Origin of the sequence: Corynebacterium sp. HMSC067D03 (genome assembly GCF_001811185.1) — a bacterium.
GTDB lineage: Bacteria > Actinomycetota > Actinomycetes > Mycobacteriales > Mycobacteriaceae > Corynebacterium > Corynebacterium coyleae.
Genome location: NZ_KV803811.1, coordinates 59,448 through 85,598, shown reverse-complemented (window position 1 = coordinate 85,598; position 26,151 = coordinate 59,448). Strand labels below are relative to the sequence as shown.

The 26,151-nt window shown below is 63.5% G+C and carries 26 protein-coding genes; 4 read left to right on the top strand and 22 right to left on the bottom strand.

Translation table 11 applies throughout. The annotated features are described in order from the left end of the window. The first annotated feature begins 104 nt into the window (after nt 1-104). The gene (locus HMPREF2785_RS12365; RefSeq protein ID WP_371440484.1) at nt 105-317 is read left to right on the top strand and encodes a hypothetical protein; all 213 of its coding nucleotides are present in this window, start codon (nt 105-107) and stop codon (nt 315-317) included. On the opposite strand, the gene HMPREF2785_RS04955 is transcribed toward HMPREF2785_RS12365, so the two are convergent. The 18 genes from HMPREF2785_RS04955 to dacB form a co-directional block, all read right to left on the bottom strand. Next, nucleotides 314-1,126 carry a MetQ/NlpA family ABC transporter substrate-binding protein gene (locus tag HMPREF2785_RS04955; protein WP_070614415.1) on the bottom strand — a complete coding sequence of 271 codons (813 nt, stop codon included), beginning with the start codon at nt 1,124-1,126 and terminating at the stop codon, nt 314-316. The genes HMPREF2785_RS12365 and HMPREF2785_RS04955 overlap by 4 nt on opposite strands. Before the next feature lie 57 nt (nt 1,127-1,183). Beyond that, complete coding sequence (gene ptsP / locus HMPREF2785_RS04950; RefSeq protein WP_070614414.1) at nt 1,184-2,875, bottom strand: phosphoenolpyruvate--protein phosphotransferase; 1,692 nt, start codon at nt 2,873-2,875, stop codon at nt 1,184-1,186. 10 nt (nt 2,876-2,885) lie between these two features. Then, a complete protein-coding gene (locus HMPREF2785_RS04945; protein ID WP_070614413.1) occupies nt 2,886-4,883 on the bottom strand; it encodes a glucose PTS transporter subunit IIA in 1,998 nt (665 codons plus the stop codon). 69 nt (nt 4,884-4,952) lie between these two features. Beyond that, nucleotides 4,953-5,813, bottom strand: a complete 861-nt coding sequence (locus tag HMPREF2785_RS11810) for a hypothetical protein (RefSeq protein WP_141750397.1) — start codon at nt 5,811-5,813, stop codon at nt 4,953-4,955. Nucleotides 5,814-5,818: 5 nt separating this feature from the next. Continuing rightward, a complete protein-coding gene (lysS, locus tag HMPREF2785_RS04935) occupies nt 5,819-7,360 on the bottom strand; it encodes a lysine--tRNA ligase (RefSeq protein ID WP_070614444.1) in 1,542 nt (513 codons plus the stop codon). 16 nt (nt 7,361-7,376) lie between these two features. Continuing rightward, the gene (locus tag HMPREF2785_RS04930) at nt 7,377-8,630 is read right to left on the bottom strand and encodes a hypothetical protein (RefSeq protein ID WP_070614411.1); all 1,254 of its coding nucleotides are present in this window, start codon (nt 8,628-8,630) and stop codon (nt 7,377-7,379) included. A 38-nt stretch (nt 8,631-8,668) separates the two neighbouring features. Next, the gene (locus HMPREF2785_RS04925; protein WP_070422484.1) at nt 8,669-9,466 is read right to left on the bottom strand and encodes a pantoate--beta-alanine ligase; all 798 of its coding nucleotides are present in this window, start codon (nt 9,464-9,466) and stop codon (nt 8,669-8,671) included. A 12-nt stretch (nt 9,467-9,478) separates the two neighbouring features. After that, entirely contained in the window at nt 9,479-10,180 is a 702-nt protein-coding gene (locus HMPREF2785_RS04920) for a 6PGD fold domain-containing protein (protein WP_070614410.1), read from the bottom strand. Continuing rightward, nucleotides 10,181-11,005 carry a DUF6779 domain-containing protein gene (locus HMPREF2785_RS12305; protein WP_070614409.1) on the bottom strand — a complete coding sequence of 275 codons (825 nt, stop codon included), beginning with the start codon at nt 11,003-11,005 and terminating at the stop codon, nt 10,181-10,183. Between the two features lie 10 nt (nt 11,006-11,015). After that, nucleotides 11,016-11,483: a DUF3180 domain-containing protein gene (locus tag HMPREF2785_RS04910; protein ID WP_070614408.1), complete on the bottom strand. Its 468-nt coding sequence runs from the start codon at nt 11,481-11,483 to the stop codon at nt 11,016-11,018. Beyond that, nucleotides 11,480-11,938: a 2-amino-4-hydroxy-6-hydroxymethyldihydropteridine diphosphokinase gene (gene folK, locus HMPREF2785_RS04905; protein ID WP_070614443.1), complete on the bottom strand. Its 459-nt coding sequence runs from the start codon at nt 11,936-11,938 to the stop codon at nt 11,480-11,482. The genes HMPREF2785_RS04910 and folK overlap by 4 nt, the downstream gene beginning before the upstream one ends. A gap of 5 nt (nt 11,939-11,943) precedes the next feature. Continuing rightward, complete coding sequence (folB, locus tag HMPREF2785_RS04900) at nt 11,944-12,315, bottom strand: dihydroneopterin aldolase (protein ID WP_070614407.1); 372 nt, start codon at nt 12,313-12,315, stop codon at nt 11,944-11,946. Then, on the bottom strand, nt 12,308-13,213 hold the full coding sequence (gene folP / locus HMPREF2785_RS04895) for a dihydropteroate synthase (RefSeq protein WP_070614406.1): 906 nt from the start codon (nt 13,211-13,213) through the stop codon (nt 12,308-12,310). Before folP ends, folB begins: the two co-directional genes overlap by 8 nt. 7 nt (nt 13,214-13,220) lie before the next feature. Continuing rightward, nucleotides 13,221-13,796, bottom strand: coding sequence for a GTP cyclohydrolase I FolE (gene folE, locus HMPREF2785_RS04890; protein ID WP_070422479.1), 576 nt, complete (start codon nt 13,794-13,796; stop codon nt 13,221-13,223). After that, nucleotides 13,783-16,131 (bottom strand): ATP-dependent zinc metalloprotease FtsH, encoded by a 2,349-nt coding sequence (gene ftsH / locus HMPREF2785_RS04885; RefSeq protein ID WP_070614405.1) that lies wholly within the window; start codon nt 16,129-16,131, stop codon nt 13,783-13,785. Before ftsH ends, folE begins: the two co-directional genes overlap by 14 nt. Nucleotides 16,132-16,152: 21 nt before the next feature. Then, nucleotides 16,153-16,752 carry a hypoxanthine phosphoribosyltransferase gene (hpt, locus tag HMPREF2785_RS04880; RefSeq protein ID WP_070568705.1) on the bottom strand — a complete coding sequence of 200 codons (600 nt, stop codon included), beginning with the start codon at nt 16,750-16,752 and terminating at the stop codon, nt 16,153-16,155. Between the two features lie 114 nt (nt 16,753-16,866). Continuing rightward, a complete protein-coding gene (tilS, locus tag HMPREF2785_RS04875; protein ID WP_070614404.1) occupies nt 16,867-17,751 on the bottom strand; it encodes a tRNA lysidine(34) synthetase TilS in 885 nt (294 codons plus the stop codon). Nucleotides 17,752-17,762: 11 nt separating this feature from the next. Continuing rightward, nucleotides 17,763-19,019, bottom strand: coding sequence for a D-alanyl-D-alanine carboxypeptidase/D-alanyl-D-alanine endopeptidase (gene dacB, locus HMPREF2785_RS04870; protein ID WP_070614403.1), 1,257 nt, complete (start codon nt 19,017-19,019; stop codon nt 17,763-17,765). Nucleotides 19,020-19,080: 61 nt separating this feature from the next. Between dacB and HMPREF2785_RS04865 the strand changes: the two genes are divergently transcribed. Further along, nucleotides 19,081-19,563 (top strand): inorganic diphosphatase, encoded by a 483-nt coding sequence (locus HMPREF2785_RS04865; RefSeq protein ID WP_070422474.1) that lies wholly within the window; start codon nt 19,081-19,083, stop codon nt 19,561-19,563. Nucleotides 19,564-19,801: 238 nt separating this feature from the next. On the opposite strand, the gene HMPREF2785_RS04860 is transcribed toward HMPREF2785_RS04865, so the two are convergent. The 4 genes from HMPREF2785_RS04860 to HMPREF2785_RS04845 form a co-directional block, all read right to left on the bottom strand. Continuing rightward, a complete protein-coding gene (locus HMPREF2785_RS04860; RefSeq protein WP_070614402.1) occupies nt 19,802-21,457 on the bottom strand; it encodes an MFS transporter in 1,656 nt (551 codons plus the stop codon). A gap of 88 nt (nt 21,458-21,545) precedes the next feature. Then, on the bottom strand, nt 21,546-23,591 hold the full coding sequence (locus HMPREF2785_RS04855; protein ID WP_141750640.1) for a hypothetical protein: 2,046 nt from the start codon (nt 23,589-23,591) through the stop codon (nt 21,546-21,548). A gap of 45 nt (nt 23,592-23,636) precedes the next feature. Continuing rightward, nucleotides 23,637-24,488, bottom strand: coding sequence for a hypothetical protein (locus HMPREF2785_RS04850; RefSeq protein ID WP_070614400.1), 852 nt, complete (start codon nt 24,486-24,488; stop codon nt 23,637-23,639). A gap of 129 nt (nt 24,489-24,617) precedes the next feature. Then, the gene (locus tag HMPREF2785_RS04845) at nt 24,618-25,325 is read right to left on the bottom strand and encodes a sortase family protein (protein WP_141739339.1); all 708 of its coding nucleotides are present in this window, start codon (nt 25,323-25,325) and stop codon (nt 24,618-24,620) included. A gap of 19 nt (nt 25,326-25,344) precedes the next feature. On the opposite strand from HMPREF2785_RS04845, the gene HMPREF2785_RS04840 reads away from it, so the two are divergent. Beyond that, complete coding sequence (locus HMPREF2785_RS04840) at nt 25,345-25,641, top strand: rhodanese-like domain-containing protein (RefSeq protein ID WP_070422470.1); 297 nt, start codon at nt 25,345-25,347, stop codon at nt 25,639-25,641. A 44-nt stretch (nt 25,642-25,685) separates the two neighbouring features. Beyond that, nucleotides 25,686-26,120 carry a MarR family winged helix-turn-helix transcriptional regulator gene (locus HMPREF2785_RS04835; RefSeq protein ID WP_070422469.1) on the top strand — a complete coding sequence of 145 codons (435 nt, stop codon included), beginning with the start codon at nt 25,686-25,688 and terminating at the stop codon, nt 26,118-26,120. Nucleotides 26,121-26,151 lie beyond the last annotated feature (31 nt).

The following is a 26,151-nucleotide window of genomic DNA, read 5'->3' as shown; positions in this document are numbered from 1 at the left end:
GATGTTCACCCTTAGCGAACATCCCTGAAATACACATTTTCATGCAGTTTGCAGCCCGGATTAAACGGGTGCCCGCACGAGGGGCACGCGGCCCCATACTCGGCGTGCGTCATCATGTGACCGCACGCGCCGCACATCACAGAGCGCAGTTGCTTATCGACGCCCACAAACCGGTGATCCGCCAACTCGTCATGGCACAGCGAACAGGCCCAGAGTTTGTGGCAGGACCCGCAGGTATTGGCAATGACGTCGCACTCCGAGTGCCAGTGGGCGCACCGGCCTTGCGGGTCGACGTCGATACCGTGGATTTTCATTAATTCACCGGGATTACGGAGCCGCTGTACTTCTCGCGGATCCACTCTGCGGTCTCCGGCGAGCTCAGGTCCGCCGCCAGCTTCTCGATGCGGGGATCCTTCGCCGCGTCCTCATTGGCTGCGAGGATATTCACGTACGGGTTGTTCTCCGGGCTCTCGGCAATGACAGAATCCTCCGACGGGTTCAGGCCGACCTGGAGTGCGAAGTTGGACGACGAGATGACGCCGTCGATCGAGTCATCCGACAACGACTGGATAACGATCACATCGTCGACAGGGACGATCTCAATGTCCTTCGGGTTGTCGGTGATCGACTGCAGGTTGATCTTGGACACGTTTGCCGGATCAATCTCCTGGTCCAGACCGATGACGCCGTTGGCCTCCAGCAGGATCAGCGCACGCGCTAGGTCGGACGGGGAGTTCGGCGTCGCAATCTTCGCCCCTTGTTTCAGCTGATCGATGGAATCAATGGAGTTGGAGTACATCCCCATCGGCTCAATGTGGACTCCGACGATGTTGACCAACTTTTTACCGGTCTGAGTCTCCCAGTCCAGCAGGTATGGCGGATGTTGGTAGAAGTTCGCAGCAGCAGAGCCATTGGCTACCGACATGTTCGGGTCGATACCACCCGGAACGACCTTCACGTCGAGCTCGTACTCCGGATTCTTCTCATCGACATAGCGCAGAATTTCCGCATGCGGTGTCGGCACTGCTAACACCGTAAGTGGCTCGAGGTCATCCGAATCACTGGAGCAAGCAACGAGGCCAAGGCCAACTGCGGCAGACAAAGCAATGGACGCGAAACGCTTCATGGGGAAGCCCTTTCCCTATCGTGAACAACTTTGTCTGCCAATACTAGACTATGCGGTTCACAGTAGGTCAAGAATTACCGAATCCGCGATCCCAAGCACCGCCTCACGTGCATCTTCAGCGGTCCGGGCGGCAAGGGCAGCATCGGCCATCTTCCGGCAGGTATCCATGTCGTGCAGGCGCAGCGCCGCGCGCACGGCGTTGACCTTGCCGGGCGCCATAGACAGTGACTTCACGCCAAGGCCGACAAGGACGAGGGCCATGAGCGGGTCGCCGCCGGCCTCGCCGCACACACCGATGGGTTTGCCAGTAGCTTCACCGCCGCGGCAGGTCTCGCGGATCATGGACAGCACCGCGGGCTGCCAGGGCGAGAGCAGTTCGGCGAGTTCGCCCTGCATGCGGTCAGCGGCCATCGTGTACTGGGAAAGGTCGTTGGTGCCGATGGAGCCGAAGTCCACAACGTCGAGCACCTGCCCGGCGCGAATCGCGGCCGCAGGGGTTTCGACCATGATGCCCACCTGCTTCAGGCCAGCAGCGCGGGCACGTTCGGCGAACCACTCGGCCTCCTCGACCGTGGCGACCATGGGCGCCATGACCCACAGTTCGGCGTCCAGCACGTTGCGCTGCGCGTTGGCGAGTGCCTCCAACTGGTCGGCGAGCAAATCCTCGCGGGCTTGGGACAGTCGCAGGCCGCGGCGGCCAAGGGCTGGGTTTTCCTCCTCGCCAAGGTCCGCAAACGACAGCGGCTTGTCGGCGCCGGCGTCGAGGGTGCGCACCACCACGCGGCGCTCGCCGAAGGCCTCGAGGACCTTGGTGTAGGTCTCGGTCTGCTCGTCCACGCTGGGCGCGGAGTCGCGGTCCAGGAAGAGAAACTCAGAGCGGAACAGGCCGGAGCCTTCCAGGTCATAGCCCGCAGCCTTCACCGCGTCTTCGGCGGTGCCGATGTTGGCCAGCAGTTTCACGGCGTGGCCGTCGCGGGTGGCGCCGGCGCCGGCGGAGCCTTCCAGTGCGGCGGCGCGGCGGCGGGAGCGCTCGTCGAGTTCGGCGACGTCCTCATCGGACGGGGCGACGATGATTTGGCCGGTGCTGCCGTCGAGGGCGATGCGGGGGTCGTCGACAATCGCATCGGAAATGCCCTTGACCTGCACTGCGGCGGGGATGCCGAGCTGTGCGGCGAGGATCGCGGTATGCGAGGTCGCGCCACCCGCCTCGGTGACAATGCCGAGCACCATCGCCGGATCCAGTGTGGCGGTCTCGGCGGGCGCAAGATCGTGCGCGACCAGCACAGACGGTGCCGTCAGATCCGGCACGCCCGGCTCCGGCAAGCCGCGAAGGCGTGCGGTGGCGCGGTCGCGGATGTCGTAAAGGTCGGTGACACGCTCGGCCATGTAGCCGCCGAGTTTGCGCAGCTTGTTCGCGTACGTCTCCACCGCGTCGTGTACCGCTTTGGTGGGGCCGCTGCCCTTCTTCAGTTCCTTGTCCACCCCGCGGATCAGGCCACGGTCCGTGGCCAGCGCTGCGGTGGCCTCGAGCACGTCCTGCGACGCCTTCGAGTTGGCGTGCGCCGCGCGTTCGCGTAACGACGACGCCACCTCCCCCAACACTTCCCGTATCCGCTGACCATCCGCCTCGGGGTCCACGGAGGCGGGCTCGTGGTTATCGATACCCACCGCCGGGGTCACTACCGCGACGGGTCCGCAGGCAGTACCAGCGGATACACCAATGCCGTGAAGAACTGTGCGTTCAGTCATGCCACCGAGCCTACTCGGCGGGCGTGATCTCGAGGATGACATCTCCAATTTCGACGGTGCCATCGGCCACGTCGTTTACTCCGCCGAGTTTCTTGGAGTTGACCACGGTGGTGATCACAGTGGTGTCGACCCCCTTGGCAGCAATCGCCGGGAAGTCCACCTCCGCCAGCGCGTCACCTGCCGCAACCTCCTGTTTCTTCTCCACCAGCGGGGTGAAGCCCTCGCCCTCGAGTTTCACGGTGTCGATGCCGATGTGGACGAGCAGTTCCGCGCCGTCATCAGTCTTGATGCCGTAGGCGTGGCCAGTCTTCGCCACCGAAATCACCTTGCCCGCAGCGGGCGCAACCACGGTGAGTTTGTCATTCGCCGGAATCACGCCAACAGCCTGGCCGAGGGCGCCGGAGGCGAAGGCGGCGTCGTTAAGCGCTGCCATCGCCACAACCTCACCAGCGACAGGAGCGAGCACTGTGCTTTCAGTGCTTTGCGACGACCCCACAACCGCAACCGGCTCCTCCTCACGAGCAGCAGCCGCGCGAGCAAGCGCGTCCGCCTTCTCCTCAGGGGTGCGGTAGTCGGTGATCAGGATGATGAAGAACGAGGTGAAGAACGCCACTGCGATGGCGATCATGTAGACCCACATTGGGTCGAACACGAACATGGTCGGGATGGAGGTGAACACGAACGCGTTCGTCTTCACACCACCGAACGGGGTGCCCAGGATCGCGATAGTCAGGCCGCCGGCGAAGCAGCCGACGAGCATGCGCGGGTAGATCTTCTTAAAGCGCAGGTGGATACCGTAGAGCGACGGCTCGGAGATGCCGCCGAGCAGGCCCGCGGCGAGGGCGGAACCGGAGGTCTGGCGCATCAGCGGGTCGCGGTCACGAATAGAAATAGCCAGCACCGCGGCGGTGGCGCCGAAGCAGGCAAAGTTCCACGCACCCATTGGTCCCTGGATGAAGTCGTAGCCAAGGGTGTTGATGTTCACCAGCATCAGCGCGTTGAGCGGCCAGTGCAGACCAAGCGGCACCAGGAACGGGTAGAGCATCGGAATGAGCAGCGCGAACAGGAACGGTGCGTTGCCGTTCATCCATGCCAAGCCAGTACCAATCCAGGCACCGAGCAGGTAGCCGAACGGGCCAATGATGAACGCGGTGACCGGGATCATGACCAACAGGGTCAAGAACGGCACGAACACCATGTGCACGGTAGACGGGATGATCTTCTGCAATCCCTTATAAAGCAACGCAGCGACCGCGGCCATGATCAGCGGCACGAAGACGTTGCCGTTGTAGCCGTTATGGATCATGGGCAGGCCGAAGACGTCGATGACGTCGGTCGGCGCGCCGAACAGATCGATCACTCGCGCATCCGGGTGCTCGGTCAGATCCACGAAGTCCGGGGTGAACAACGCCAGCATGACCGCGGCTGGCACCCACGGGTCAATATTGAGCTTCTTGCCCGCGTTGTAGGCAACAGCCACCGGCAGGAAGAAGAACACGGAATTCCACATGGCGTCCACGAACTGCCAGCCCGGTGTCTTTACTTCCGCACGGAAGTCGATGATGTCGAAGGCGTCGAGGAAGGCAGCGAACGCAATGATCAGCGACGCGCCGAGCAGCACGCCCAGGATCGGGCGGAACGAGTCCGAGAGGTACTCGAAGAACGCGTCCAGCCACGGCATCTTGCCCTTAGCCTTGTCACGCTGCTGCTTCTTCAGCTCGTCGTTGGAAACCGAGCGGCCCGCCATCTCGGGCAGGTTATTGATCGCGTTGTACACCGTAGCCACGTCACCACCGACGATGACCTGGTAGTGGCTGCCGCCCTGGGGTACCGCGCCCATTACCTTCGGGTTTGCTTCGAGGCGGTCTTTGTCGGCCAGGGAGGCGTCGTTTAGTTCGAACCGCAGTCGGGTCGCACAGTGCGTCATCGATGCGATGTTGTCGGCCCCGCCGATTCCGGCGAGGATATCGGCAGCCTGATCTTGCAGGCTCGCCTTAGTGGTCGCCATGCTGATGCTCCTTTCAACCACATGGTTTAGTCACATCAAACGTTAGTTGGTTATAACCACCGTGCACAATTAGCAGGGATCGAGATATTCCTCACGATCCGACAACACTCGCGCGTTCCCGCCGTAGTTCTTCTTCGCAGCACACAGCGCATCCGTGTCGTGGCCAAAATCGAGGTACACCGGGTAAATATCGTTGCCATCGACCTGTGCGCGAAGCGACGGGCAGTGGCCTGGATAGGTGAACTCAGCATTTCCATCGCCGAGATACGCAATGTCAAACGCAAGCTTGGAGTGTGTCGAGCCAATATCTCCGTCCGCAATTACGGAATCGAGAATGAGAATTCCTCGTCCATCACAATTCGGCGCAGAGATTTGACGCTTAACCCCTTCAAACTGCGCCTCGATAATCACGCCATCGCTGTCGCGCTTAATCCCCCAGTTTGGGTCGAGTGTGCTCGATGTCGGCACAGGGGTGGAAGCCTTCGCCTGCTTCTTGTGCGGCGGCTCCTGACCAGGCGGGTATACGCCGCAGCGTGGCTCCTTATCCGCTAGGGATTCGGGAACGCCGAGCTCCTCAAGACGACCCGGGTTAAAGCACGGCCGCGCCATACCCATGCCATCCCACACGCCATCGGACTCTACTTCTACCCAGTGCTTACCGTCCCACTGCGCGAGGATGATGTTGCCGGAATTCGGAACTCCAGGACGAGTGAATCCACCTTCGCAAGGACCATACAGCTCAAACTCTTCAAGCCCTGGCGAATTTTTGATTGCATCAGTGGAGCAATCCGGTGGGGGCAGCTGCGACGTTGTTGTGGTTGGCGTGGTAGGCACCGTTGGCTCCGCAAGCTCTGCTTGTTCACTACTGCCACAGCCCGCCAACGAGGCTGCGAGGAGTACTCCGGCTGCTGCGAGGGGCCAACGGCGCATCGTCGTTACGCTTCCGGCTTCACCATCGGGAACAGGACGGTCTCGCGGATACCCAGGCCGGTCAGGGCCATCAGCAGGCGGTCCACGCCCATGCCGCAACCTGCTGTCGGCGGCATGCCCTGCTCCATAGCGGCGAGAAAGTCCTCGTCGAGCACCATGGCCTCGTCGTCACCATGCGCCGCCAGGCGGGCCTGGTCTTCGAAGCGCTCGCGCTGGATCACCGGGTCGATGAGCTCGGAGTAGCCGGTGGCCAATTCGAAGCCACGGACGTAGAGGTCGAACTTCTCGGTCACACCCGGCTGCTCGCGGTGGTCGCGGGTCAGCGGGGAGGTCTCCACCGGGAAGTTAATGACAAAGGTCGGCTCATAGAGCTGGTCGGAGCAAAGCTCCTCCCAGATTTCCTCAACAAGCTTGCCGTGCAGCCAGCCTGCATTCTCCGGAACCTTCAGACCGATAGTCTCAGCGATGCCCTTGAGTTCCTCCACGGAGGAATCGATGGTCACCTCAGGCTGGCCCGGGAACTTACGCTGCAGCGCCTCGTTGAGCGACGGGTACATCTCCAGTACCTTCCACTCGCCGCCGAAGTCGTACTCGGTGCCGTCAGCCAGCGTGACCTTCTGGGAGCCGAAGACTTCCTGGGCACAGAACTGGACAAGACCCTTCATGGTTTCGGCACCGTCTTTGTAGGTGCCCCACGCCTGGTAGGTCTCCAACATGGTGAACTCCGGCGAGTGGGACGAATCCACGCCCTCGTTGCGGAAGTTCTTGTTGATCTCAAAGACGCGCTCCAGACCACCAACAACGGCCCTCTTCAGGTAAAGCTCCGGCGCGATGCGCAGGTAGAGGTCAATGTCCAGCGCGTTGGAGTGGGTGACAAACGGACGCGCCGCAGCACCGCCGTGCAGCGTCTGCAGCATCGGCGTCTCAATCTCCACAAAGTCCAGGCCCGTCAGGTACTTACGCACCGCAGCCATGACCTTGATGCGGGTCATGGCGTTCTTGCGCGCATCCTCGCGCATGATCAGATCCGTGTAACGGCGACGGACGCGCTGCTCCTCGTTCATGTCCGCAAACGCGACCGGAAGCGGGCTCAAGGCCTTCGAGGCCATGTGCCAGGACTGTGCCTGGACGGAGAGCTCGCCTCGTCGAGAAGCAATGATGCGCCCACGAACCGAGACAATGTCACCCAGGTCCGTGTCAGCCTTCCACTGCGCGAGGGCTTCCTCGCCCACCTCTGCCAGCGACAACATGACCTGCAACTGGGTGCCGTCACCCTCCTGCAAGGTGGCAAAGCAAAGCTTGCCAGTGTTGCGCTGGAACATGATGCGACCGGCGACGGCCACCACATCCTGGTTTTCCTGGCCGGCCTCAAGGCGGGTCACACCGTCGCCTTCGCCCTCTTCAACGACCTGGTACTTCGCCCGCAGGTCCTTCAGCGAGGTCGTACGGTCAACTTCGACGGGGTAGGCATCACGGCCCTCGCCGATAAGCCGTTGCCTCTTCTCCCGGCGGATTTGCTGCTGCTCTGAAAGATCCTGCGTACTCACGCCGGTCAATCGTAGTCTATTGGCAAAGCGGAAGATCCAGACGCTGCTCTTCCGAGTTCAAACCGTTAATAATCATGAGGTATTCAGGCTTGTCCTGCGGCACCATCACATAGGCAGACGGGTTCGCATCCGGCAACTCATAGGAGTTCACGGTGCACTCACCGGAGCCCAGAACGACGGCCTCGCGCGGGTCCGGCACCGCATCGTCGCGGTCATACTCGTCGGCGTACTTCACCACAGACACGCCCAACTCTGCGTTGGCGCAGCGGATCTTGCCTTCCTGGTCCGGATCGGTCGAGCCGTTCTCGCAGCGCAGGTCCTGCCAGCCCTTCTGGCCGGACTTCTTGGACACGATATCCGGGTACTCCTCGGCGATCTGCGCCTCCGCACCCTCCCAGGCCTCGCCGCGGTTGGCGGACCAATACCACAGTGCCGCAATAGCGATGAGCAGTAGCGCCAGGATCGCGATGATCCACGGCCACGGGACTTTCTTCTCGTTCGTCGCCGCCGGGCGGGTGTAGTTGCCGTCCGGGCCGTACGCGTACGGCTCAGGGCGCTTGCGATAGCCGTCCTCCGGGTTGGGAGCAACGTCGATGTTGGACGCCTCCTGGGGCGCCTCGCCCACCGGCACCATATGCAGCACATCCGCACAGGTGCGCACGCCCTCGCGTGGGGCCTCGCCCGTCATCAGACTGACCACGCTGGCGAACTTGTCCACATTCGCCTTGGCCAACTCCTCATCCGAGCCAACCGCGTCGGTACTCGGACCAACCAGGGTGAGCTTCACCGGGGTGGTCGACCACTGCGGCTGCACCAAAAGTCGCTCCGGCGAAATAGAACGGGAGACGAACCCGGACAGGCCCTTGAGGTCGTAGTCATCGATGGCCTCGACCACCGGGGCGAGCAGGTCACGCACTTCCTGCTGGGTAAACGTCGCGCCCTTCTCCGCAATGAGGTCGCTCAGCGGCGTGCCGGTTGCGGCCTCGCGCAGGACGAAAAGCTGCCCTTCGTCGGTGGTACCCACACTGCGCGGCTGGAACGCGCCCGGATGCGCCGCCAGCGCGAGGCGGCTGTTGAGCGTGTTCACGTCGGCGCCGAGGTGTTCCGCCACCTTCGTGTCAAAGACCTCCACCTCTACGGCGTGGCCTTTGTCGTCCGACGCGGTGTACAACGTGGACGTTTCAGTACGGCCACTTTCACGCACCTGCTCAGGGGTGAAGGCGAAGCCGAAGCGGTCGGCGAGGATTCCGGCGATGTTGGGCACAGACATGCGCCGCATTCTACCGCTTGATGTCGCAGCCCGTTCGGCTACCTGTCTTCTTCGATGTGCTTGAAGCCAATCCCGAGCGGCAAACCGACGTTGTCGGCCAGGCGCACAGGGCCGAGGTCGACGGCGGCGAGGAGGCGGGCGTCGCCACGCTCGGGCGCTTCGCGCATTGCCAGATCGCGCAGCTCAAGGTAGGCCGGTTCGAGGCCCTCGGCGGCGAGCACACCACGCACGGTTTCCAACACGACCTCGGCGCCCTGCTCAGCGGCGTGGGCACCTGCGGTCAGCGCCGCCGGCAGCGCGAGAGCTGCCTCGCGCAGATCCTCCGGCACGTCCGCGTTGCGCAGCGACACCGCCAGCCCATTCGGAGTACGCACGGTGGGAACCGAGTGCAGTTTGACCTCCATACGCAGGCCAGAGACCGCATATTGCGTAGCCACGAGCACCTCGAAGTCCTTCTCCCCCAACACCACATCCGTCGCATGCGAGGCGTTAATCGCAGCAAGGATGCGCGCCACCTCGCGCTGCGTGTGCTCCGGGTCCTCCAGCGGATCCACCCCGGAATCCACCCGCACCTTGGTCTCCAGCGGGCCGTGGAACACCACGTCCACCTTCTCCTCGGCGAAGATGTCCGGCACCTCGTCGCCAGTAAACGTGACCACGACGTACGAGCCGAGCAGCGACTTCGCCGCACGGATTAACTCAATGTGACCCGCGTGCACATCGCGACCCAACGGCACGACCACAACGGACTTGCCAATCTTGCGAAACGCCCGCCCGTACGTTGCCAGCAGCGCCTCATCCGTAACGACGACTGCCTTACCTGCCTCAAACGCCATCTATCTTCCCCTTTATCTTCCCTCGTATTTCTGAATAACCCACAGTTCCGTATCCGTGTCCTGCTCCATCTCACCGCGTCGGCGCTGCAGATCCACAAACAGCCTGCGCACCCCGGGTTCCGGCAGTGCGTCGAGCATCCGATCCAGTTCGTTGACGCTCCTTGCGTATCGACGACCCGACGCCGCCTCGACGAACTTCTCCGCCACCGCCTCAAACGCAGGAACCGTATCGATGAGCAGCTCGAGCGCGTCATCGTGCACCGTCGCTTCCAGTGCGCGAAGTTCTTGAGCGGCGGCGATGGTGGGGCGGACGGTGTCGTCGATACGCATGCTCGTGCCACCGATCTCCGCGATGAGCAGCCCCACGACGGTTTCGCCGAGTTCGTCCGCGGCGGAGGTGACCCAAATATTGTCGAAGAGGTTGTGGGCGCACATGGTGATGGCCTGGGACGTTTCGACGTCGTCAAGCAACTGCGGGCCTTCCTCCAACGCGGTGTGGAGGAACATCTGCTGCGGGCGCGCGTAATCAGCCAGGATTTCTGCGGCGGCGCGGATATCGTTCGCGGAGCCGTCGATGAGCACGAGGTCCACGTGCGCGATTGCGCCCGGGTCGGTGTTGATATCGATCGGGCGCACGGTGTGCCCGGCGCGCTCCATGTCGAGAGCGAGTTGGCTGTGGCCGGGGATTGCGCCTACGAGCAGGCGTGGCGCCATTTACTTCCCCCGGCGGGCGAGCAGTTCAGCGACGGAAATGGAGTTCTCGCGCTCGTCACGACGACGGCGGCCCGAACGGCGCGGCTCCTCCTGCGGTTCCGGTTCCGGGGTTGGCTCCGGCTTGGGCTCTGGCTGCGGTTCTGGCTTTGCTTCTGCTTCCGCTTGCGCCTTTCGCTCGCTGATCAGGTCAGACAGCGGGTTGCGTGCGGGGCGGCCGGACGGCTGGGTGCCAATGCGGCCAGCGATCGCATCCGAGCTCGGCGCACCTGTCGGACGCACGCGGTCGAGCACAACCGTGTCGTCGGTCGACGGCGACGGGCGCGCTGGTTCTGGTTCTGAGATCGGTTCTGGTTCCGGGGTGGGTTCCGGCGCTGGCTCTGGCTCTGGGGTGCTCTCCAACTCGGAGATGCGACGCGCAGAGGCGCGCACGGCGGCTGGCTCGTACTCGAAGACGCGGCCGTTGAGCTCCTCCAACTGTGCTCGCAGTGCCTGGATCTCGTCCTGCAGCGCGCGAAGGGCTTCCATGTCCACAGGTGCGTTTTCGCCCTGCGGCAGGGCGGCGATGACGGCCTTGTGGCGCTCTTCCTGCTCGCGGACTTGCTCGCGGGCGGCTTCGGCGTCCCGGGTGGCGTCGTCACGCTCGCGGCGGCTGCGGAAGTTCAAGATCAACCCGGCCGCTCCGGCCCACAGCGCGAAGATCAACGCGATCTTCAGCGCGTTGGCAGAGTTGGTAAACAGCATGACAACGGTGCCAATTACGGCGACAACAAAGGGGACGATGACCCACAGGGTTGCGCTGTCACTGGATGTGTTTTTGGCACTCATGCCCAACACTCTAGCCAACCCCCTGCCCGTCGGCGGGTGGCGACACCTCGCAGTTTTTCTCCAGCACCAACCCGGCCACACACAGCGCGATGCCGCCGAGAGTGCCCACCGTCAGGGGAACGACGTCGTCAGATGCCGCCGCCAGCACATCAAGTTTGCGCACCACATACATCAACGCACCTGCATACATGCCGCCGCAGATCGCACCCGCCCACGCGCTGGCCTTGCCAAACACCATGAAGTTCGCCGCCTGCATCGGGTTAAGTTGGCTCCGATCCAACCCCACCTGGCCGTCCTTGCGGCGCTTGTGCACCACCCACGCCAGCCACCCGGCCACCGCGCCGATGCACCACAGCGACAGCGGCACGATCACATCCAGCGACTCCAGCCAGCTGTAGTAGCGACGCACCACAATCAGCGCAGCTGCGGCACTGAAACCAGCAGCGGCGATGATCCCCTCGATCGGCGTGCGCTTCATAGTTTGCGCACCCCTTGGTCCTCCAGACCATCGAGCAATTCGCGTATCGACGACCCCTTCAACTCCGCACCCGGATCAATCTCCAACCACGGCTCGAGCACAAACTGGCGCAGGTGCGCCCGCGGGTGCGGGACGGTCAGCACCGGATCGTCGGAGGTATAGCCCTCAATCCAGACAATGTCCACGTCCAAGGTGCGCGGACCCCAGCGTTCCACGCGGACACGCTCGGCTTCGTTTTCCAGGCGCTGGCAGCGTTGAAGCAACTCGTGCGGGCTTTGGTCAACGTCCACCAGCAGGCTCTGGTTCAGAAAGTCCGGCTGGTCCGTCTTGCCCCAGGGGGCGGTGGCGTAGATAGAGCTGGCGGCGACGGTTTCACTCGCGAACTCATCCACAACCGCGCGCAGGTGCGCACGCGCATCACCCATGTTCGATCCGGAGGACAGCACTGCGCGCATGGGCATCACATCCGTTTCCGGGAACGGCGCGCCACCACGGCAACATCGTCGAACACGGACGGGATCGGCGCGTGTGGCTTGTGCAAGGTCACCTCGATGGCGTGCAGCGCGTCGTAGGTGCGCATGGCGGTCTCTGCGATCTCGACAACCACGGTTTCGATCAACTGGCGTGGCGTGCCGGTTGCAATGGCCAGCGCGGTATCGGCCAGTTCGGCGTAGTTGACGGTTTTGGTCAGGTCGTCGTCACGCGCGGCATCTGCAAACTCCAACCAGCACGTGATGTCCAGCGAGAACGCCTGGCCAAACTCGGTTTCGTGCTCAAGCACGCCGTGGTTGGCGTGGAATTGCAGACCTTTGAGTTCGATGCGGTCAGCCATGGTTCCACCTTGCCACCACATCCACCGCATCGCGCGAGACCGCAACCTCGTGCACACGCACGCACCAGGCGCCGGCCTGGGCAGAAAGCGCCGTGACGGCAGCCGTAGCCGGGTCCGCATCCACCGGGGAGTGCTCCAGACCACGATCCGCGCGGATCTCCCTGAGGAAACGCTTGCGCGACGCACCCACAAGAATCGGGAACTCACCGGCGATAAACTCCGGCAGGGCGTTGAGCAGCGCCCAGTTATCGGCCGCGGTCTTAGCAAAGCCCAACCCCGGGTCCAGCGTGATCTGCTCCTTGGCCACCCCCGCGGCCAGGGCGTTCTCGACGAGTTCTGCCAGCACCTGGTGGACGTCCTTGACCACATCCCCGCCGTGGTCGGCCGCACCCGAGGCGTTGACAAACGCGTCCGCACGCCAGTGCATCAGGCACACCGGCAGCTGCGTTTCCGCCATCACGCGGTACATGTCCTCATCCGCCAGGCCACCGGAGACATCGTTGATCAGATCCACGCCCTCTTCAGCTGCGGCCTGCGCGGTGGCGGCACGCATCGTGTCAATCGAGGTCCGGATGCCATCCTCGTGCAACGTCCGGATCACCGGGCGAATGCGCTCCGCTTCCACCTCCGCGGGAACGCGGGTGGCGCCGTTATCTGCGGTGACGCTTTTGTCCCCCGCAGAGTCCACCTCCGCGGGAACGCGGGTGGCGCCGGGTCGGGTGGATTCGGCGCCGACGTCGATAATGTCCGCGCCCAACTTCACCAACTCGTGGGCATGGGCGATGGCATCGTCGGTGGCGAGCCACTTGCCGCCATCCGAAAACGAATCCTCCGTGACGTTGACAATCCCCATCACACTCGTGCGTCCGGGCAGTGTCAGGTCGGCGACAGTGGTCATTGGTGTTCTATCCCCTAATCAGGCTCATGACCTCGGCACGCGAGGCCGCGTTCTTCTGAAAACCGCCGCGCACAGCGGACGTGGTCGTCGTCGCACCCGGCTTCCGAATTCCACGCATTGCCATGCACAGGTGCTCGCATTCGATGACGACGATCACCGCAGACGCATCAAGCTTTTCGACGATCGCATCCGCAATCTGCGCCGTCAACCGCTCCTGCACCTGCGGGCGCTTCGCGTACATATCCGCCACACGCGCCAGCTTGGACAGGCCGGTCACCTTGCCGTCTTGTCCAGGGATGTAGCCAATGTGGGCTACGCCGTAGAACGGCACGAGGTGGTGCTCGCAGGTGGAGTAGATCGGAATGTCACGCACGAGCACCAACTCGCGGTGGTTCTCCGAAAAGGACTTCTCCAGGTGCACCTTCGGGTCCTCGTGCAGGCCCGCGAACACCTCGGCGTAGGCGCGCGCCACACGCGCTGGCGTCTCCACGAGGCCCTCGCGGTCCGGGTCCTCCCCCACCGCGATGAGCAGTTCACGCACGGCGGCTTCGGCGCGCTCGTGGTCAAACTTAGGCGTCGTCATCGTCGTCTCTCCTGTGCTTCGGTTCCTGCGGCTCGCGCGGCAACTGGGTCGTCTCGTCTTCAGACGCAGTCGGACGGGTCTCCGGCTCCGGACCACGCGCTGGGTTGTCTGGGCGTTCGTGCTCCGGCAGGCGGAAGCCGATCTCCTCGGTCTCCCGGGTCGGGTAGTTCTCCGCACCCGGGTGCTGCTTCGGCTCGGGCTGCTTTGGTTGCGGTCCGCCCACGTAGGTCCAGTCCGCCGGCGGCTTCTCACCGCGGTACTGCGGGGCCTTGCCCTTCGGCGGCTGCCAACGCGTGGAGCCCTTCTGCTCCGCTGCCTTCTCTTCCGCCTCGCGTTCCTTGCGACGACGCTCACGCGTCGCCTTCGACGCCTCCAGGATGGAGAAACGCTTCGGTGGCTCCTCGCCACGCTCCTTAGCAATCTCCACCGGAGTCTTCACCGGCTCGCGACCGATCTGGCGGCCGAAGCGCACGTCGTGCTCCGGCAAGGTCGGGCGTTGCGGCTCGATCGAGTCGAAGATCTCCTCCAGATCGCCCCGACGCAGGGTTTCCTTCTCCAGAAGCTTCGAGGCCAACGTATCCAGCTCGTCGCGGTAGCGCTCGAGGGTTGTGTAGGCGACCTTGTGGGCTTCGTCGAGAAGCGCCTGCATCTCCTCGTCGATCTTCGCGGCGACTGCCGGCGAGTACTCGAGTGTGCCGCCACCGCCGCGGCCGGAGAACGGATCGCCCTGCTCCTGGCCGTACTTCACCGCGCCGAGCGAGGAGGTCATGCCGTACTCGGTGACCATCGCGCGGGCAATCTTCGTGGCCTGCTCGATGTCGTTCGAGGCACCCGTGGTCGGTGCGCCGAAGACCAGTTCCTCGGCGGAGCGGCCACCCATGGCGAACACCATGCGGGCAAAGAGTTCGTCGCGGGTGTACATGCCCTTGTCGTCCTCGTCGGCCGTCATGGCAAAGCCGCCGGTGCGGCCGCGGGCGAGGATAGTCACCTTGTACACGCGCTCGATGTCCTTCAGCGCCCACGCAGACAGTGTGTGGCCACCCTCGTGGTAGGCGGTGACCTTCTTCTCGTGTTCGGAGATGACCTTGCTGGAGCGGCGCGGGCCGCCGATCACGCGGTCGGTGGCTTCTTCCAACGCATCCGCGGTGATCACGTTGCCGCCGATGCGGGCGGTGAGCAACGCGGCCTCGTTAAGCACATTCGCCAGGTCCGCACCCGACATGCCCGCGGTGCGCTTTGCCAAAGCATCCAGGTTGACGTCCTTGGCCAACGGCTTATCCTTCGCGTGCACCTTCAGAATCTGGGCACGACCCGCGAGGTCCGGGTTGGATACCGGAATCTGGCGGTCGAAACGGCCCGGGCGCAAAAGCGCGGGGTCCAGGATGTCCGGACGGTTCGTCGCCGCCAGCAGGATCACGCCCTCGCGGCCAGAGAAGCCATCCATCTCCACCAGCAACTGGTTCAAGGTCTGCTCGCGCTCGTCGTGGCCGCCACCCATACCGGAGCCGCGCTGGCGGCCAACGGCGTCGATCTCGTCGACAAAGATGATGCACGGAGCGTTCTCACGCGCCTGCTTGAACAGGTCACGCACGCGGGAGGCACCCACACCGACGAACATCTCCACAAAGTCAGAACCGGAGATGGTGTAGAACGGCACACCCGCCTCACCAGCGACAGCACGCGCGAGCAGGGTCTTACCGGTACCCGGCGGGCCATAAAGCAGCACGCCACGTGGGATCTTCGCACCGAGCTTCTCGTACACGCTCGGGTCGGTGAGGAAATCCACCACCTCGTGGAGCTCATCGACAGCCTCGTCGGCACCCGCCACGTCATCAAACGTGTTCGTCGGATTGTCCTTCGTCAGCTGCTTCGCCTTCGAGCCACCAATGCCAAACGGCCCGCCGCCGCCCGACTGCATGCGATACATGAAGTAGAACAGCAAACCGAACACCAGGATCATCGGCAGCATGAAGCCCAGCATGGACATCAGGAACGAATCCTGCGTCACATTCGTCTGGTAGGAATCCGCCTCAGACTCACGCACCGCCTGGAACACATCCGGTGCGGTACGAGCCGGGTACTGGGCGGAGATCGCCTCGACGCCCTCGCGCTCGTCGACAGTAATTGGCTCACGCAGATCAATACGCACCCGCTGCTCACGGTCATCGATCTGCACTTCCTCCGCGTTATGCTCGCGGAGCTGCTGCATCGCCACCGACGTATCCACGTCCTGGTAAGCGCGGGAATCGTCCCCAATCAGCGTCAGCAAATAGAGCACAATAAGCGCGATGGCGCCCATAATGCCCCACCGCATGACGTTTTTATTTTTGCTCATAAACCTTTGTTCTAGTCGGCTTTACTCAGCGTCCGAGTACACGCGCGGATGCAACGTGCCCACGTACGGCAAATCACGGTAGCGCTCCGCGTAATCCAGGCCGTAGCCGATCACGAACTCGTTCGGGATATCAAACCCGATATCAAGCAAGTCGATCTGCGCCGTCTGCACATCCGGTTTGCGCAATAGAGTAACGACCTCAAGGCTCTTCGGGTTCCTGTTGCGCAAATTACGCAGCAACCACGACAAGGTCAGACCCGAATCGATGATGTCCTCAACCACCAGCACATCACGGCCGGCGATCTCCTTATCCAGGTCCTTCAGAATGCGGACCACGCCGGAACTCGTCGTCGAGTTGCCGTAGGAGGACACCGCCATGAACTCCATCTCAGCCGGAATGGAGAGCTTGCGCGCAAAGTCCGTTAGGAAGAACACCGCCCCCTTCAGCACACACACCAAAATGAGGTCCTCTTCAGAGTCGCGGTACTTCTCCGACACCATATCCGCCAACTCCTGGATACGGTCCTGCAACGCCTCCTCACTGATCAGGATTGCCTCCACGTCGTCGCCGTAACGGTTCGGCGGAACGTTGAAATCCTTCGTGTCGTGCAACTCAGTCATGGGCTGGCCTTTCCCTTTCGCTGTGCCTCGCGGACGTCACGCAGTTCACCTGCGCGTAACTTCCTCATCTTGCCACTAGATTCCTACAAGGCACAACCACCTGGGACATTTGGGCTAGGTCAGGACCAGTTTCCCGTCGATTCGCGCCACCGAACGCCCGCCGCCTACCGCGATCGGCCCCTGCCCGCGCCAGTTGGTCACCAGTGCCTCGATCGCCGCCAGTTGGTCGCCTTGAACCCGCACTCCTTCATCTAAGAGCCATATTGCTAATCGACGACGCCTCACCGGCCCCGCATCCCCCTCCAACTCCACACACGACGTGGTCAGCGTGAGGTCCGCGAGTTGTTCAATGAGCGCCTGGTCGGCTGCGATGCGGTTCGCGGTGGTGGCAAGGGCCGGCACCGCATCCCCGCCCAGCAAGTCCGTCAGCGCAGGGATGATGCTTTGGCGCATTGCTACGCGACGATACGCCGGGTCGGAATTCATCGGGTCGTGCCAGACTTCGAGCCCGAGTTCCTCGCACGCCCCGACGGTGTCTGCGCGGCGGATGTGTAGGAACGGCCTGACGATCTTCCCGTTGCGCTGCGCCATGCCCGACGGGTTGCCCCGCAACGCGCCGAGTAGCAGGGTTTCTGCCTGGTCGTCGGCGGTGTGTGCGACCCAGACGTCGCGGCCGGATTCGAGCAGTGCGGCGTACCTTGCTTCGCGCGCGGCGGCCTCGACGTTGCCGGGTCCTACTGTCACGTTGGCCACCGTAGAGGCAAACCCGAACTCGCGCGCCACGGCCGCGGCACGCTCGGCGATCTCGGCCGAGCCGGGCTGCAAACCGTGGTCCACGACCACAACAGAGACGTCCTTCTGCTCCGCCGCAGCTGCCGCGACCAGCGCCAACGAGTCCGGCCCGCCCGACAGCCCGATCACCGCTGGCCCGTCGAAGGGGCGCACAGCCCGCCTGCACGCGAGGAAGTGCGGGGAGCGGCGCGGCCAAAACGGTTGCATCAGGGTGCCTTTTAGAAAGCTCGCAGCGCCGAGGTGAACTCGTCCATGGCCCGGCGCGCCGCGAGCACGTCGGCGTCGTTGCAGATCAGCGCAAACGTATAAATGTTGCCGTTCACGCTGGTCACCGTTCCGGCCAGCGAGGCGGTGCCGTCGAGCGTGCCGGTTTTCGCGCGGACCCAGCCACGCCCCGGGAGGTCGCCGTAGCGGTCCGCCAGCGTGCCCTCGCCTGCTGCAACCGGCAGTGTTGCCAGAAGCGGGCGGAGTTCGGGTTTGGTCGTAGCTTCCACGAGCACACTATCCAGCACCACCGGCGGGATACGGTTGTCGGTAGACAGGCCCGAGTTGTCCGAGAGCGCCACACCCGACGTATCAATGCCGTGCTCCTGCAGCAACGACAGCGTCGCCGACGGCGCGTCCTTCACCCCGCGCGCGAGCGCGACCTCACGCCCGATCGCCTCGGCGTAGACGTTGTCGGATTCCTTCATCATCATCTCGAGGCGCTCCACCAGCGTCGGCGATTCCACCTCGGCGACGACCTCGGCGTCGGCGGGCGCCTCGCGCACGTCCACAACACCGGCACCGAGACGGTTCGCCAGCGCCTGTGCCACGTCGAGGGCCGGCGTGTGCGAACGCGGCACGTCCCCAGACGTCTCCCCGTCCAAGCGCCCGCCGGACAGCATCGCGGGTTGCAGTGGTGCGACGTAACCGCCGTCGATATCCAGCGGGTCCCAGCCCGGCATCATCTCCGGCATGCCAGCCCAGGCCGACGTATCCACGTACACCTCGGACGCCTCCCCGATCTGGCCGGCCAACTCGTCGAGTGCCTCCGCGTCCAACCACACGTCGCCGGCAGCCTTGATCGTCACCGCACCCGAATCCGCAACGCGCACCACCTGTGTGGTGATCGTGTCGCTTTGCCCCAACTCGATCAGCGCCGCCGCGGCCGTGAGTACCTTCGTCACCGACGCCGGGCGCAACGCATCCCCCGACGCCCTGTCAAACACCACGTCGCCGCCTGCCGCGGATACACGACCATGGAACTGCCCCAAACCAGGATTCTCAGCAAGATTGGTGAGGGTTTGGGTCAGCAAGGTGTCGTCGATAAGCGAAGGCTCTGCAGGCACAAGCGGAAACGCCGCCTGCTCAAGCCGAAACGCCGGCGCATGCTCAATCCGCGACAACTGCTCATGCGCAGCCACACCAAACCCAGCAACACCACCAACCGCAGCCAACGCCAACGTGCCCGCAACCCAAGTCCATACCTTCATCGGCAAAAAGCGTAGCCCACGTATGATGATTTGCGGACAATCACCGAACGAAGGAGATCCCATGTCTATTGAGGTCATCATCGAAATCCCCAAGGGCTCGCGCAACAAGTACGAGTTCGACCACGAAACCGGCCGCGTCTACCTCGACCGCTACCTGTTCACCCCGATGGCATACCCAGCCGACTACGGCTACATCGACAACACTCTTGCCGACGACGGCGACCCACTCGACGCCCTCGTCATCCTCCCCGAACCCGTCTTCCCGGGCGTCACCGTCAAGGCCCGTCCGCTTGGCGTATTCAAGATGACCGACGAGGCCGGCGGCGACGACAAACTGCTCTGCGTCATTGACGACGTCCGCTACGACCACTACCAGGACATCGACGACGTCTCCGACTTTGTCAAGGACGAAATCGAGCACTTCTTCGTCCACTACAAGGACCTCGAGCCGAACAAGGAAGTCACCGGCTCCGGCTGGGGCAACAAGGCAGAAGCCGAGAAGATCCTCCAGGCCTCCATCGACGCATACAAGGGCGACAAGTAAGACTGTTTGGTCTTTGATAGCCGGGCTCCGCGACTGTGCGGGGCCCGGTTTTTGCTGTTCTGTGGTGGGTTTTCTGGGGTTTTGCTGGGGTTTTTGCGCAGTCGTCTAGCTCCCCCTCAGGTGCAGCTAGACGATCAGCTAGTGGGCTTCACATTTCCCCAGGTCATGTTGAACATGATGGTCATTATGCGCCTGATCGTCTTGTTGGCCTTGCGGCGAGCTAGACGATCAGCGAACACTAGACTGCGGCCGGCGTCTTCTTCGACTGACGCAGCACCATCACCGAGCCGAGCAGGCCCAGCAGCAGGAACAGGGCGGCGAACCCGATCGACCAGGCGGCGGCATCGGCGAACCCGCTGGCCAACTGCTCTACAACCACACTGCGGGCGTCGCCGAGGGGTGCGGTGAAGGGGTCGGTGGGGGTGGCGTCGCGAAGTTGCCCGATCATTGAGCCCGCGGACGCTTGCGTGGCCTCGGACAGTTTGGACAGCACATTCTCGGACACCCCGGCGACGGACTCGAGCGAGGACGGGATGGTGCGCGCCATCGCCGCTGCCAGGGCAGACCCGGCGATCGCGGCGCCCATGGCGGAGCCGAGTTGGCGCACCGTGGACTGGGTGGCCGAGCCCGCGCCCGACTGCGCTTCGGGGATGCCGGCGAGCACCGTCGAGGTCAACTGTGCGGACGCAAGGCCGAGCCCTACGCCGTAGACCACGAGTGCGCCGACGGTGAACCAGGTGGAGCCTTGCGTTGCGACGACCCCAGCCAACAGCCCAACACCAACCACCTCAAGTGCAAGACCAAGCACGACGACACCCGGCGCGCCGAGACGAGCCGCGAGGTGGCGTGCGGAGGCACCGGAAACGAACGCGCCGAATGCCATCGCGGCAAGGACAAGGCCGGTGCGGGCGGTGGAAAGGCCGACCGCGTTGACCAGGAACAACGGCAGGACAAACATGAGGGCGAACTCGCCGACGGCGACCATGGCAGCGGTGAGGTTGCCCCAGGAGAATGTGCCGACTTTGAACAGGGAGAGATCCAGAAGCGCATCGCGGCCGTTGCGCGCGCGGTGCAGCTCCCAGCGCAGGAACAGGCCGATGAAGATCAGGCCGATACCGATGGCGAACGGCACGGGCGAGACAGTCCAGCTCTCTGGCCAGGACCAGGAGCCGATGCGCAAGGTTTCTTTCTTTTCCCACCAGCCGAGCGTGGTCGCTTCGATGAGCCCGAACACGACAAGCCCGAAGCCGATGGCGGAGGTGAGCAGGCCGTCGACGTCGACACCCCGGACGTTGCGTTTACCGTGGGTTTGCGGCACCCAGGCGTAAATCCCCAGCAGCACCATCAGGCCGAGCGGCAGGTTTACCCAAAAGATCCACTGCCAGGAGAAGTACTGTGTGAGCACCCCGCCGAGCAGCGGGCCAAGCGCCGCCGTGCCGCTCATTACGGCGCCCCACACACCGAACGCGGCGGCACGGTCCTTGCCGTGGAAGAGCGAATTTACCGACGACAACGTCGCCGGCAGCACCAATGCACCACCGACGCCTTGGACGGCGCGGGCTGTGATCAGGGTGGTTGCGGTCGTCGATAAGCCTGCAAGCAACGAGCCACCAATGAACAGCGCAACGCCTGCGGCGAACGTGGTGCGGCGGCCGACACGATCACCGAGGCGGCCGGAGCCGAGCAGCAACGCCGCGAAGATGACGTTGTAGATCGCGTTGACCCACTGCGCGTTGGTGAGGCTGAGGTCGAGGGCGGTGATCATCGTGGGCAGGGCGATGCCAACGATGGTGCCGTCCATGACAATCAGCGCCAGCCCTGCGGCGAGGACCGCGAGGGCCTTCCACCGGCCGGGGTGTTCGGTTGTTGTGTTTGGGGTGTGCACTGTAGTCACGGGGTTCCTTTCGACCTTCACGACAGTAGGCCTGGGAACCACCCGGATTCATCAACCGATCGGTCGAAAAAATACACACCCTTTCGGTTTAGAAGTAGTGCTTGTACAGGTAAAACCCAACAGCGCCGAGGCCGGTAAGCACCAGCAGAATGCTCGGCACGATGATCGCAAGCGGCGAGGTGCTCGAGGACTTCGCCGAGCCATCTTCCTTCCCAGTCGGGATCTCCAGCGATTCCGTGATGGTTGTCGTTGCGCTCGTACTCTTATCGACGACCGACCCCTCCGGAATTTCCACCACCGTAGTAGCCGCTGCCGTGGTGGTGGCTTCGGTGGACGTGGTTTCGGTGGACGCGCTCGTTGTCGTGGTTACCGTGACCTGCGCTGACGTACGCGTCGTCGTGGTTTCCTTCGACTCTGCCGACGGAGTTGCTGCGGCCGTGTTTGTCTTCTCGGCGGAAGTAGACGGTGCAGCCTCAGACGACTTCGTGGTCGTGGTGACCTTCGTCGCCCGGGTCTGCGTAGTTGGCGTGGGCTTCAGCGTCGGAGACGTAGTCGATGTGCGCGAGGTCGTGGACGTCGTAGTCGGCGCCGACGAGGTTGCCTTCGCGGTCGTCCTCGTTGCTGGCGCAACCTCCGAGGAATTTGTAGTCGGTGTGGTCGTTACTGCCGAGGTCTTGGTAGACAAACGCGGAGTCGTGGGCTTCGTAGCCTTCGTGGTCGTGGTGACCTTCGTCGCCTGGATCTGCGTAGTTGGCGTGGGCTTCAACGTCGGGGACGTGGTCGATGTCCGCGAGGTCGTAGAGGTCGTAGAGGTCGTCGTCGGCGCAGACGTAGTTGCCTTCGCGGTCGTGGTGGAACGAGGCGTCGTCACCTCGGGCTTGGTGGTTACCTCAGACGTCGGCTCCGGCACCTGCGTTGGCTCCGGCTCGAGTTCGGGTTTGGTCGTAGGAGTTGCCGTCGGGGTTACTGACTCCTCCGGCTCGAGCGTGGCATCCGGGTGCTGCGCCTTGAACTCCTCAAGATTGTTCTGGGCAGCCTGCAAGACGCTCCAGGCAGCATCCGCAGCTGCCTCGGCTTCGTCGATGCCTTCGCCCCTTTTCTGCGCTGCCCTAGCTGCCTCATCAGCAGCCACGTACTGATCCTTCGCTTCCTTCACCGCATCCAACGCTTCCTGCAGGGTGGTCGGCTTCGGCAGTTCCTCGACGGGAGCGACCTGGGTGGGCTCCTCAGGGGTCGGCTCCGCAGAGGTGGGTTCCTCAACCACGACAGTTTCGATCACCGTGGTCTCGCTGGTCGGTTCCTCACTGGTCGGTTCCTCGGTGGTCGGTTCCTCGGTGGTCGTTGTGGCCGGGACCGTCGTAACGACTGTGCTGACCTCAGGCGTGGACGGCTCAGGCGTGGACGGCTCCGGAACCACAGGTGCGGGCTCAGAAGTCGTTGGCTCAACCGGCGCAGGTGCAGGCTTCGAGGTCGAAGTCTCAGGGGCAGGCGCAGCAGTCGTGCTCGGCTGCGGCCGGCGGCCACCATACTGCTTAAGGTTGTTGTGCTGGATGAGCACCTGTGCGTCCAGGGCCTGCGGGGTAGTCGCGGACTTGCCGCGGTTGTTGCCCACCTTCATCAGCGCACCGTCGCACGAGTGGGCAAGGCCCATGGCGTGGCCGATCTCGTGGGCGAGGGTCATGGTGATGCTCGGTTCGTGTCCTCCACGGATCGTGTCGGGGTTAATCAGCACCCTCATGTTGTGCACGTTGCCGGTGACGCGACCTACGGAGCCGCCGAGGTTAGCCTCCTGGACGGTGACGACTTTGTAGCCGGGTTTGTCCACGTACTCGAAACGCACGAGTTCATTGGTGGCCTTGACCCATTCGGCGGTGGCGCGGTTGATGTGCGGCTTCAGTCGGTCCGGCGCGTAAAGGTACAGGGTGTTTTCGACGAGGGCGTTTTCGTTGTCGCTAAACACGAAGCGGTCCATGTGCGGGATCGGCGCGCCCCTCTTCGCAGCTGCAGTGGCTTCCTTGCACTCACGGCTGAGTGGGTCGATGTCGACGTGAGCATGGGCGGTTGCAGGAGCTACGACACCGCCTGCGATCACAGCGGATGCACAGGCGGTGGCGATCAGATGTCTATAATTCACGAACTAAGAGAACATCATTCTCAGCCGTAAATCAAGTCGGGTGTCCTAGATAAGACGACGGCGCGCGAAGGCGTATACGCCGGTACCCAGCACAGATGCGAGCAGCAGCGCGAACAGTGCGCGCACGAGGGTGTTGGAGCCGGTCTCGGCGGCGAGGCCGCGCTGGGCGGTCGCGGCAGTGTCAGCGGCGGCCGCGTCAACGGTTTCAGCGCCGCCACGCTCGGCGGCATACGGGGCAGCCGGGGCGACGTCGACGTTCAGGTCGCCGGCAGCGCGAGCGGCCTCGATACCCTGGCGCGCGATTTCGCCAGCAAACTTTGCGACGAGCCCATCACTCAACGCAATCTCCTCCGGCGTGACATCCGAGTTCACGCGCAGGACATCGGCGACGAAGGTGTGACCGTTTTTGTTCAGGAAGTAGGTCACGCCGTCCAGGGTGGCCACTGGCGGGAACTTGACCAAACCGTTGGCAACCGGGTCCGGGTTGGCCGGGTCAACGTTGTCGGCGTCAAGCGGCTTCTCAGCCGGGGCCTGGGTGGCCTCGCCGCCAGACTGCGCCTCAGCCTTCTCCCCTTCAGAGAGCTCCGGGGCGGGAGCGGGTGCCGGTGCCTGCACAGAAGTCTGGGCGTCGCGGATGACGCCGGTGTCGATGAGGCCGGCCACGGCGGCGTCGACAATTGCAACTGCCTTCTCCTGCTGTGCGGAGTCGAGCTGCGCGAACGGCTTGAGCGCCTCCTGCGCGTCAGGCACGTAGTGGGTGCCTTCCTCGTTAAGGAAGTAGGTTTCGCCGCGCGCGTCCTTGGTTTCCTTGGGCAGGTCCTGCGCGTTGGCGTTTGTCATCGGCAAGGCGGCCAGGGCGAGAGCGCCAGCGGCGGCTGCGGCGAGAAGGCGGTTCATTGTGGTCTCCTGAAGTTGAGAAAGTCTAAAGTTCAACTTGAAGTCTACAGTGCCTTGACAGTTTTTACACCAGTCACACGAGAAACTTTTGTCACAATTTGACAAACGGGCGCGACAACGCACCAGAAATCAACGTGGCTGGAAGACGGTTTCCACCTCGTCGTCAGTGGCGGTGCCCTCGAGCTGCCACCCCACCACCGCATTGCGCACCGAGTTGGCCAGCAGGTTCGACGGCTGCACACAACTGATGGTCAGCAGCCTGCCCGGCATCGGCCCGTCACCCCAGATCTCCGGGTTGGAGGCAAGCGACTTCTTGTCAGGATCGTGCAGATCAGTCGCGCGGTACACCAGCCAGTCCTGCCCGGAGGTTTCGGTGCGCACGTAGAGGTAGTCGCCGACGGCAACGTTGTGGTGCTCGGTGGTGCCGTCGTAAAGCTTGTTAAACACCGCGCTCACCCCCGCACCCGTGTGACCCGCGATGACCACAAGATCCTTCGCATCCGTGCCAGGCAGCGCGTACGGGTACCCCTCCCCCGTCAGCGCACACGCCTTATCCAGGCTCTTCGGATCGATCGCGCCATCGACCACCCGGCAATCCTCGGCCTCAAACCCGGCGCGCATCCCCAACACCGGCACAACCATCTCCACCGGCCGTCCCGCTGGAATCTGCGCAGCTGCTTCTCGACGAACCGACGCCTCCGACGACGTCTCTTCCGTGGTGGGGGTTTCGGGGGAAGGCGTGGTGTCGTCGAAAAGCAATATGCGCACGACGAACACAACGATGAGCAGCGCGACAATGCGGCGCACATGATAAACCCAGCGAGGAGTGGACGTCACGGGCGCTATCATACGAGCCATGGAGAATGTCCAAGTCACTGAAGTCCCTGCAGGCGCGCAACTTATCGACGTCCGCGAGGCCGACGAATACGCCGCCGTCCGCGCAACCGGCGCCAAGAACATTCCGCTGTCCGAATTCGTGGCACGCTACAGCGAAATCGACCCGGATCAGGACATCTACCTGATCTGCAAGGGCGGCGGCCGCAGCGCACAGGCCGGCGAATACCTCGAGCAAGCCCTCGGCTGGGACGGCATTTACAACGTCGCGGGCGGCACCACCGCCTGGGTCGAACAAGGTTTGCCGCACGAAAATTAGGCCGTCCCAACCATTGGGACGCCGCAGGGAAGTATGGTGGGGGTATGTCGACGCTTCCTGAACTGCCCTCTGCTCTTCTGAAGTCTCCCCACTTCCAGATCGAACGCGTGCGCAGGCACACCAAGGACGAAGTCGAACGCACCCTGGCCAAGCACGACACCACCATGCGCGAGTACTGGGTGCTGTCCTGCGTGGACGTCGCTCCAATGTCGCAGCGCCAACTGTCCGAGCTGCTGATCATCGACGCCTCCGACATGGTGCGGCTCATCGACTCGCTGGAGAAACTCGGCTGGGTCACCCGCGACCGCGACCCGAAAGACCGTCGCCGCCAGATCGTCGCCGCGACCAAGAAGGGCACGAAGGCGCTGGCCAAACTTGGCGACGACGTGGTTGCAGCCGAGGAGCGCGCACTCGAAGCGTCGTCCCAGAAGCAGCTGAAGAACCTGAAGAAGCTGTCGCAAGCGCTCGAGACGGAATAGCCGTGTAGTCGCCGTGTAGGCGAGCGATACG

Coding starts and splice junctions, on each gene's coding strand:
- HMPREF2785_RS04955 (WP_070614415.1), bottom strand. CDS start 1,126: ATGAAGCGTTTCGCGTCCATTGCTTTGTCTGCCGCAGTTGGCCTTGGC.
- ptsP (WP_070614414.1), bottom strand. CDS start 2,875: ATGACTGAACGCACAGTTCTTCACGGCATTGGTGTATCCGCTGGTACT.
- HMPREF2785_RS04945 (WP_070614413.1), bottom strand. CDS start 4,883: ATGGCGACCACTAAGGCGAGCCTGCAAGATCAGGCTGCCGATATCCTC.
- HMPREF2785_RS11810 (WP_141750397.1), bottom strand. CDS start 5,813: ATGCGCCGTTGGCCCCTCGCAGCAGCCGGAGTACTCCTCGCAGCCTCG.
- HMPREF2785_RS04930 (WP_070614411.1), bottom strand. CDS start 8,630: ATGTCTGTGCCCAACATCGCCGGAATCCTCGCCGACCGCTTCGGCTTC.
- HMPREF2785_RS04925 (WP_070422484.1), bottom strand. CDS start 9,466: ATGGCGTTTGAGGCAGGTAAGGCAGTCGTCGTTACGGATGAGGCGCTG.
- HMPREF2785_RS04920 (WP_070614410.1), bottom strand. CDS start 10,180: ATGGCGCCACGCCTGCTCGTAGGCGCAATCCCCGGCCACAGCCAACTC.
- HMPREF2785_RS12305 (WP_070614409.1), bottom strand. CDS start 11,005: ATGAGTGCCAAAAACACATCCAGTGACAGCGCAACCCTGTGGGTCATC.
- HMPREF2785_RS04910 (WP_070614408.1), bottom strand. CDS start 11,483: ATGAAGCGCACGCCGATCGAGGGGATCATCGCCGCTGCTGGTTTCAGT.
- folK (WP_070614443.1), bottom strand. CDS start 11,938: ATGCGCGCAGTGCTGTCCTCCGGATCGAACATGGGTGATGCGCGTGCG.
- folB (WP_070614407.1), bottom strand. CDS start 12,315: ATGGCTGACCGCATCGAACTCAAAGGTCTGCAATTCCACGCCAACCAC.
- folP (WP_070614406.1), bottom strand. CDS start 13,213: ATGACCACTGTCGCCGACCTGACACTGCCCGGACGCACGAGTGTGATG.
- folE (WP_070422479.1), bottom strand. CDS start 13,796: ATGACGACGCCTAAGTTTGACCACGAGCGCGCCGAAGCCGCCGTGCGT.
- ftsH (WP_070614405.1), bottom strand. CDS start 16,131: ATGAGCAAAAATAAAAACGTCATGCGGTGGGGCATTATGGGCGCCATC.
- hpt (WP_070568705.1), bottom strand. CDS start 16,752: ATGACTGAGTTGCACGACACGAAGGATTTCAACGTTCCGCCGAACCGT.
- tilS (WP_070614404.1), bottom strand. CDS start 17,751: ATGCAACCGTTTTGGCCGCGCCGCTCCCCGCACTTCCTCGCGTGCAGG.
- dacB (WP_070614403.1), bottom strand. CDS start 19,019: ATGAAGGTATGGACTTGGGTTGCGGGCACGTTGGCGTTGGCTGCGGTT.
- HMPREF2785_RS04865 (WP_070422474.1), top strand. CDS start 19,081: ATGTCTATTGAGGTCATCATCGAAATCCCCAAGGGCTCGCGCAACAAG.
- HMPREF2785_RS04850 (WP_070614400.1), bottom strand. CDS start 24,488: ATGAACCGCCTTCTCGCCGCAGCCGCCGCTGGCGCTCTCGCCCTGGCC.
- HMPREF2785_RS04840 (WP_070422470.1), top strand. CDS start 25,345: ATGGAGAATGTCCAAGTCACTGAAGTCCCTGCAGGCGCGCAACTTATC.
- HMPREF2785_RS04835 (WP_070422469.1), top strand. CDS start 25,686: ATGTCGACGCTTCCTGAACTGCCCTCTGCTCTTCTGAAGTCTCCCCAC.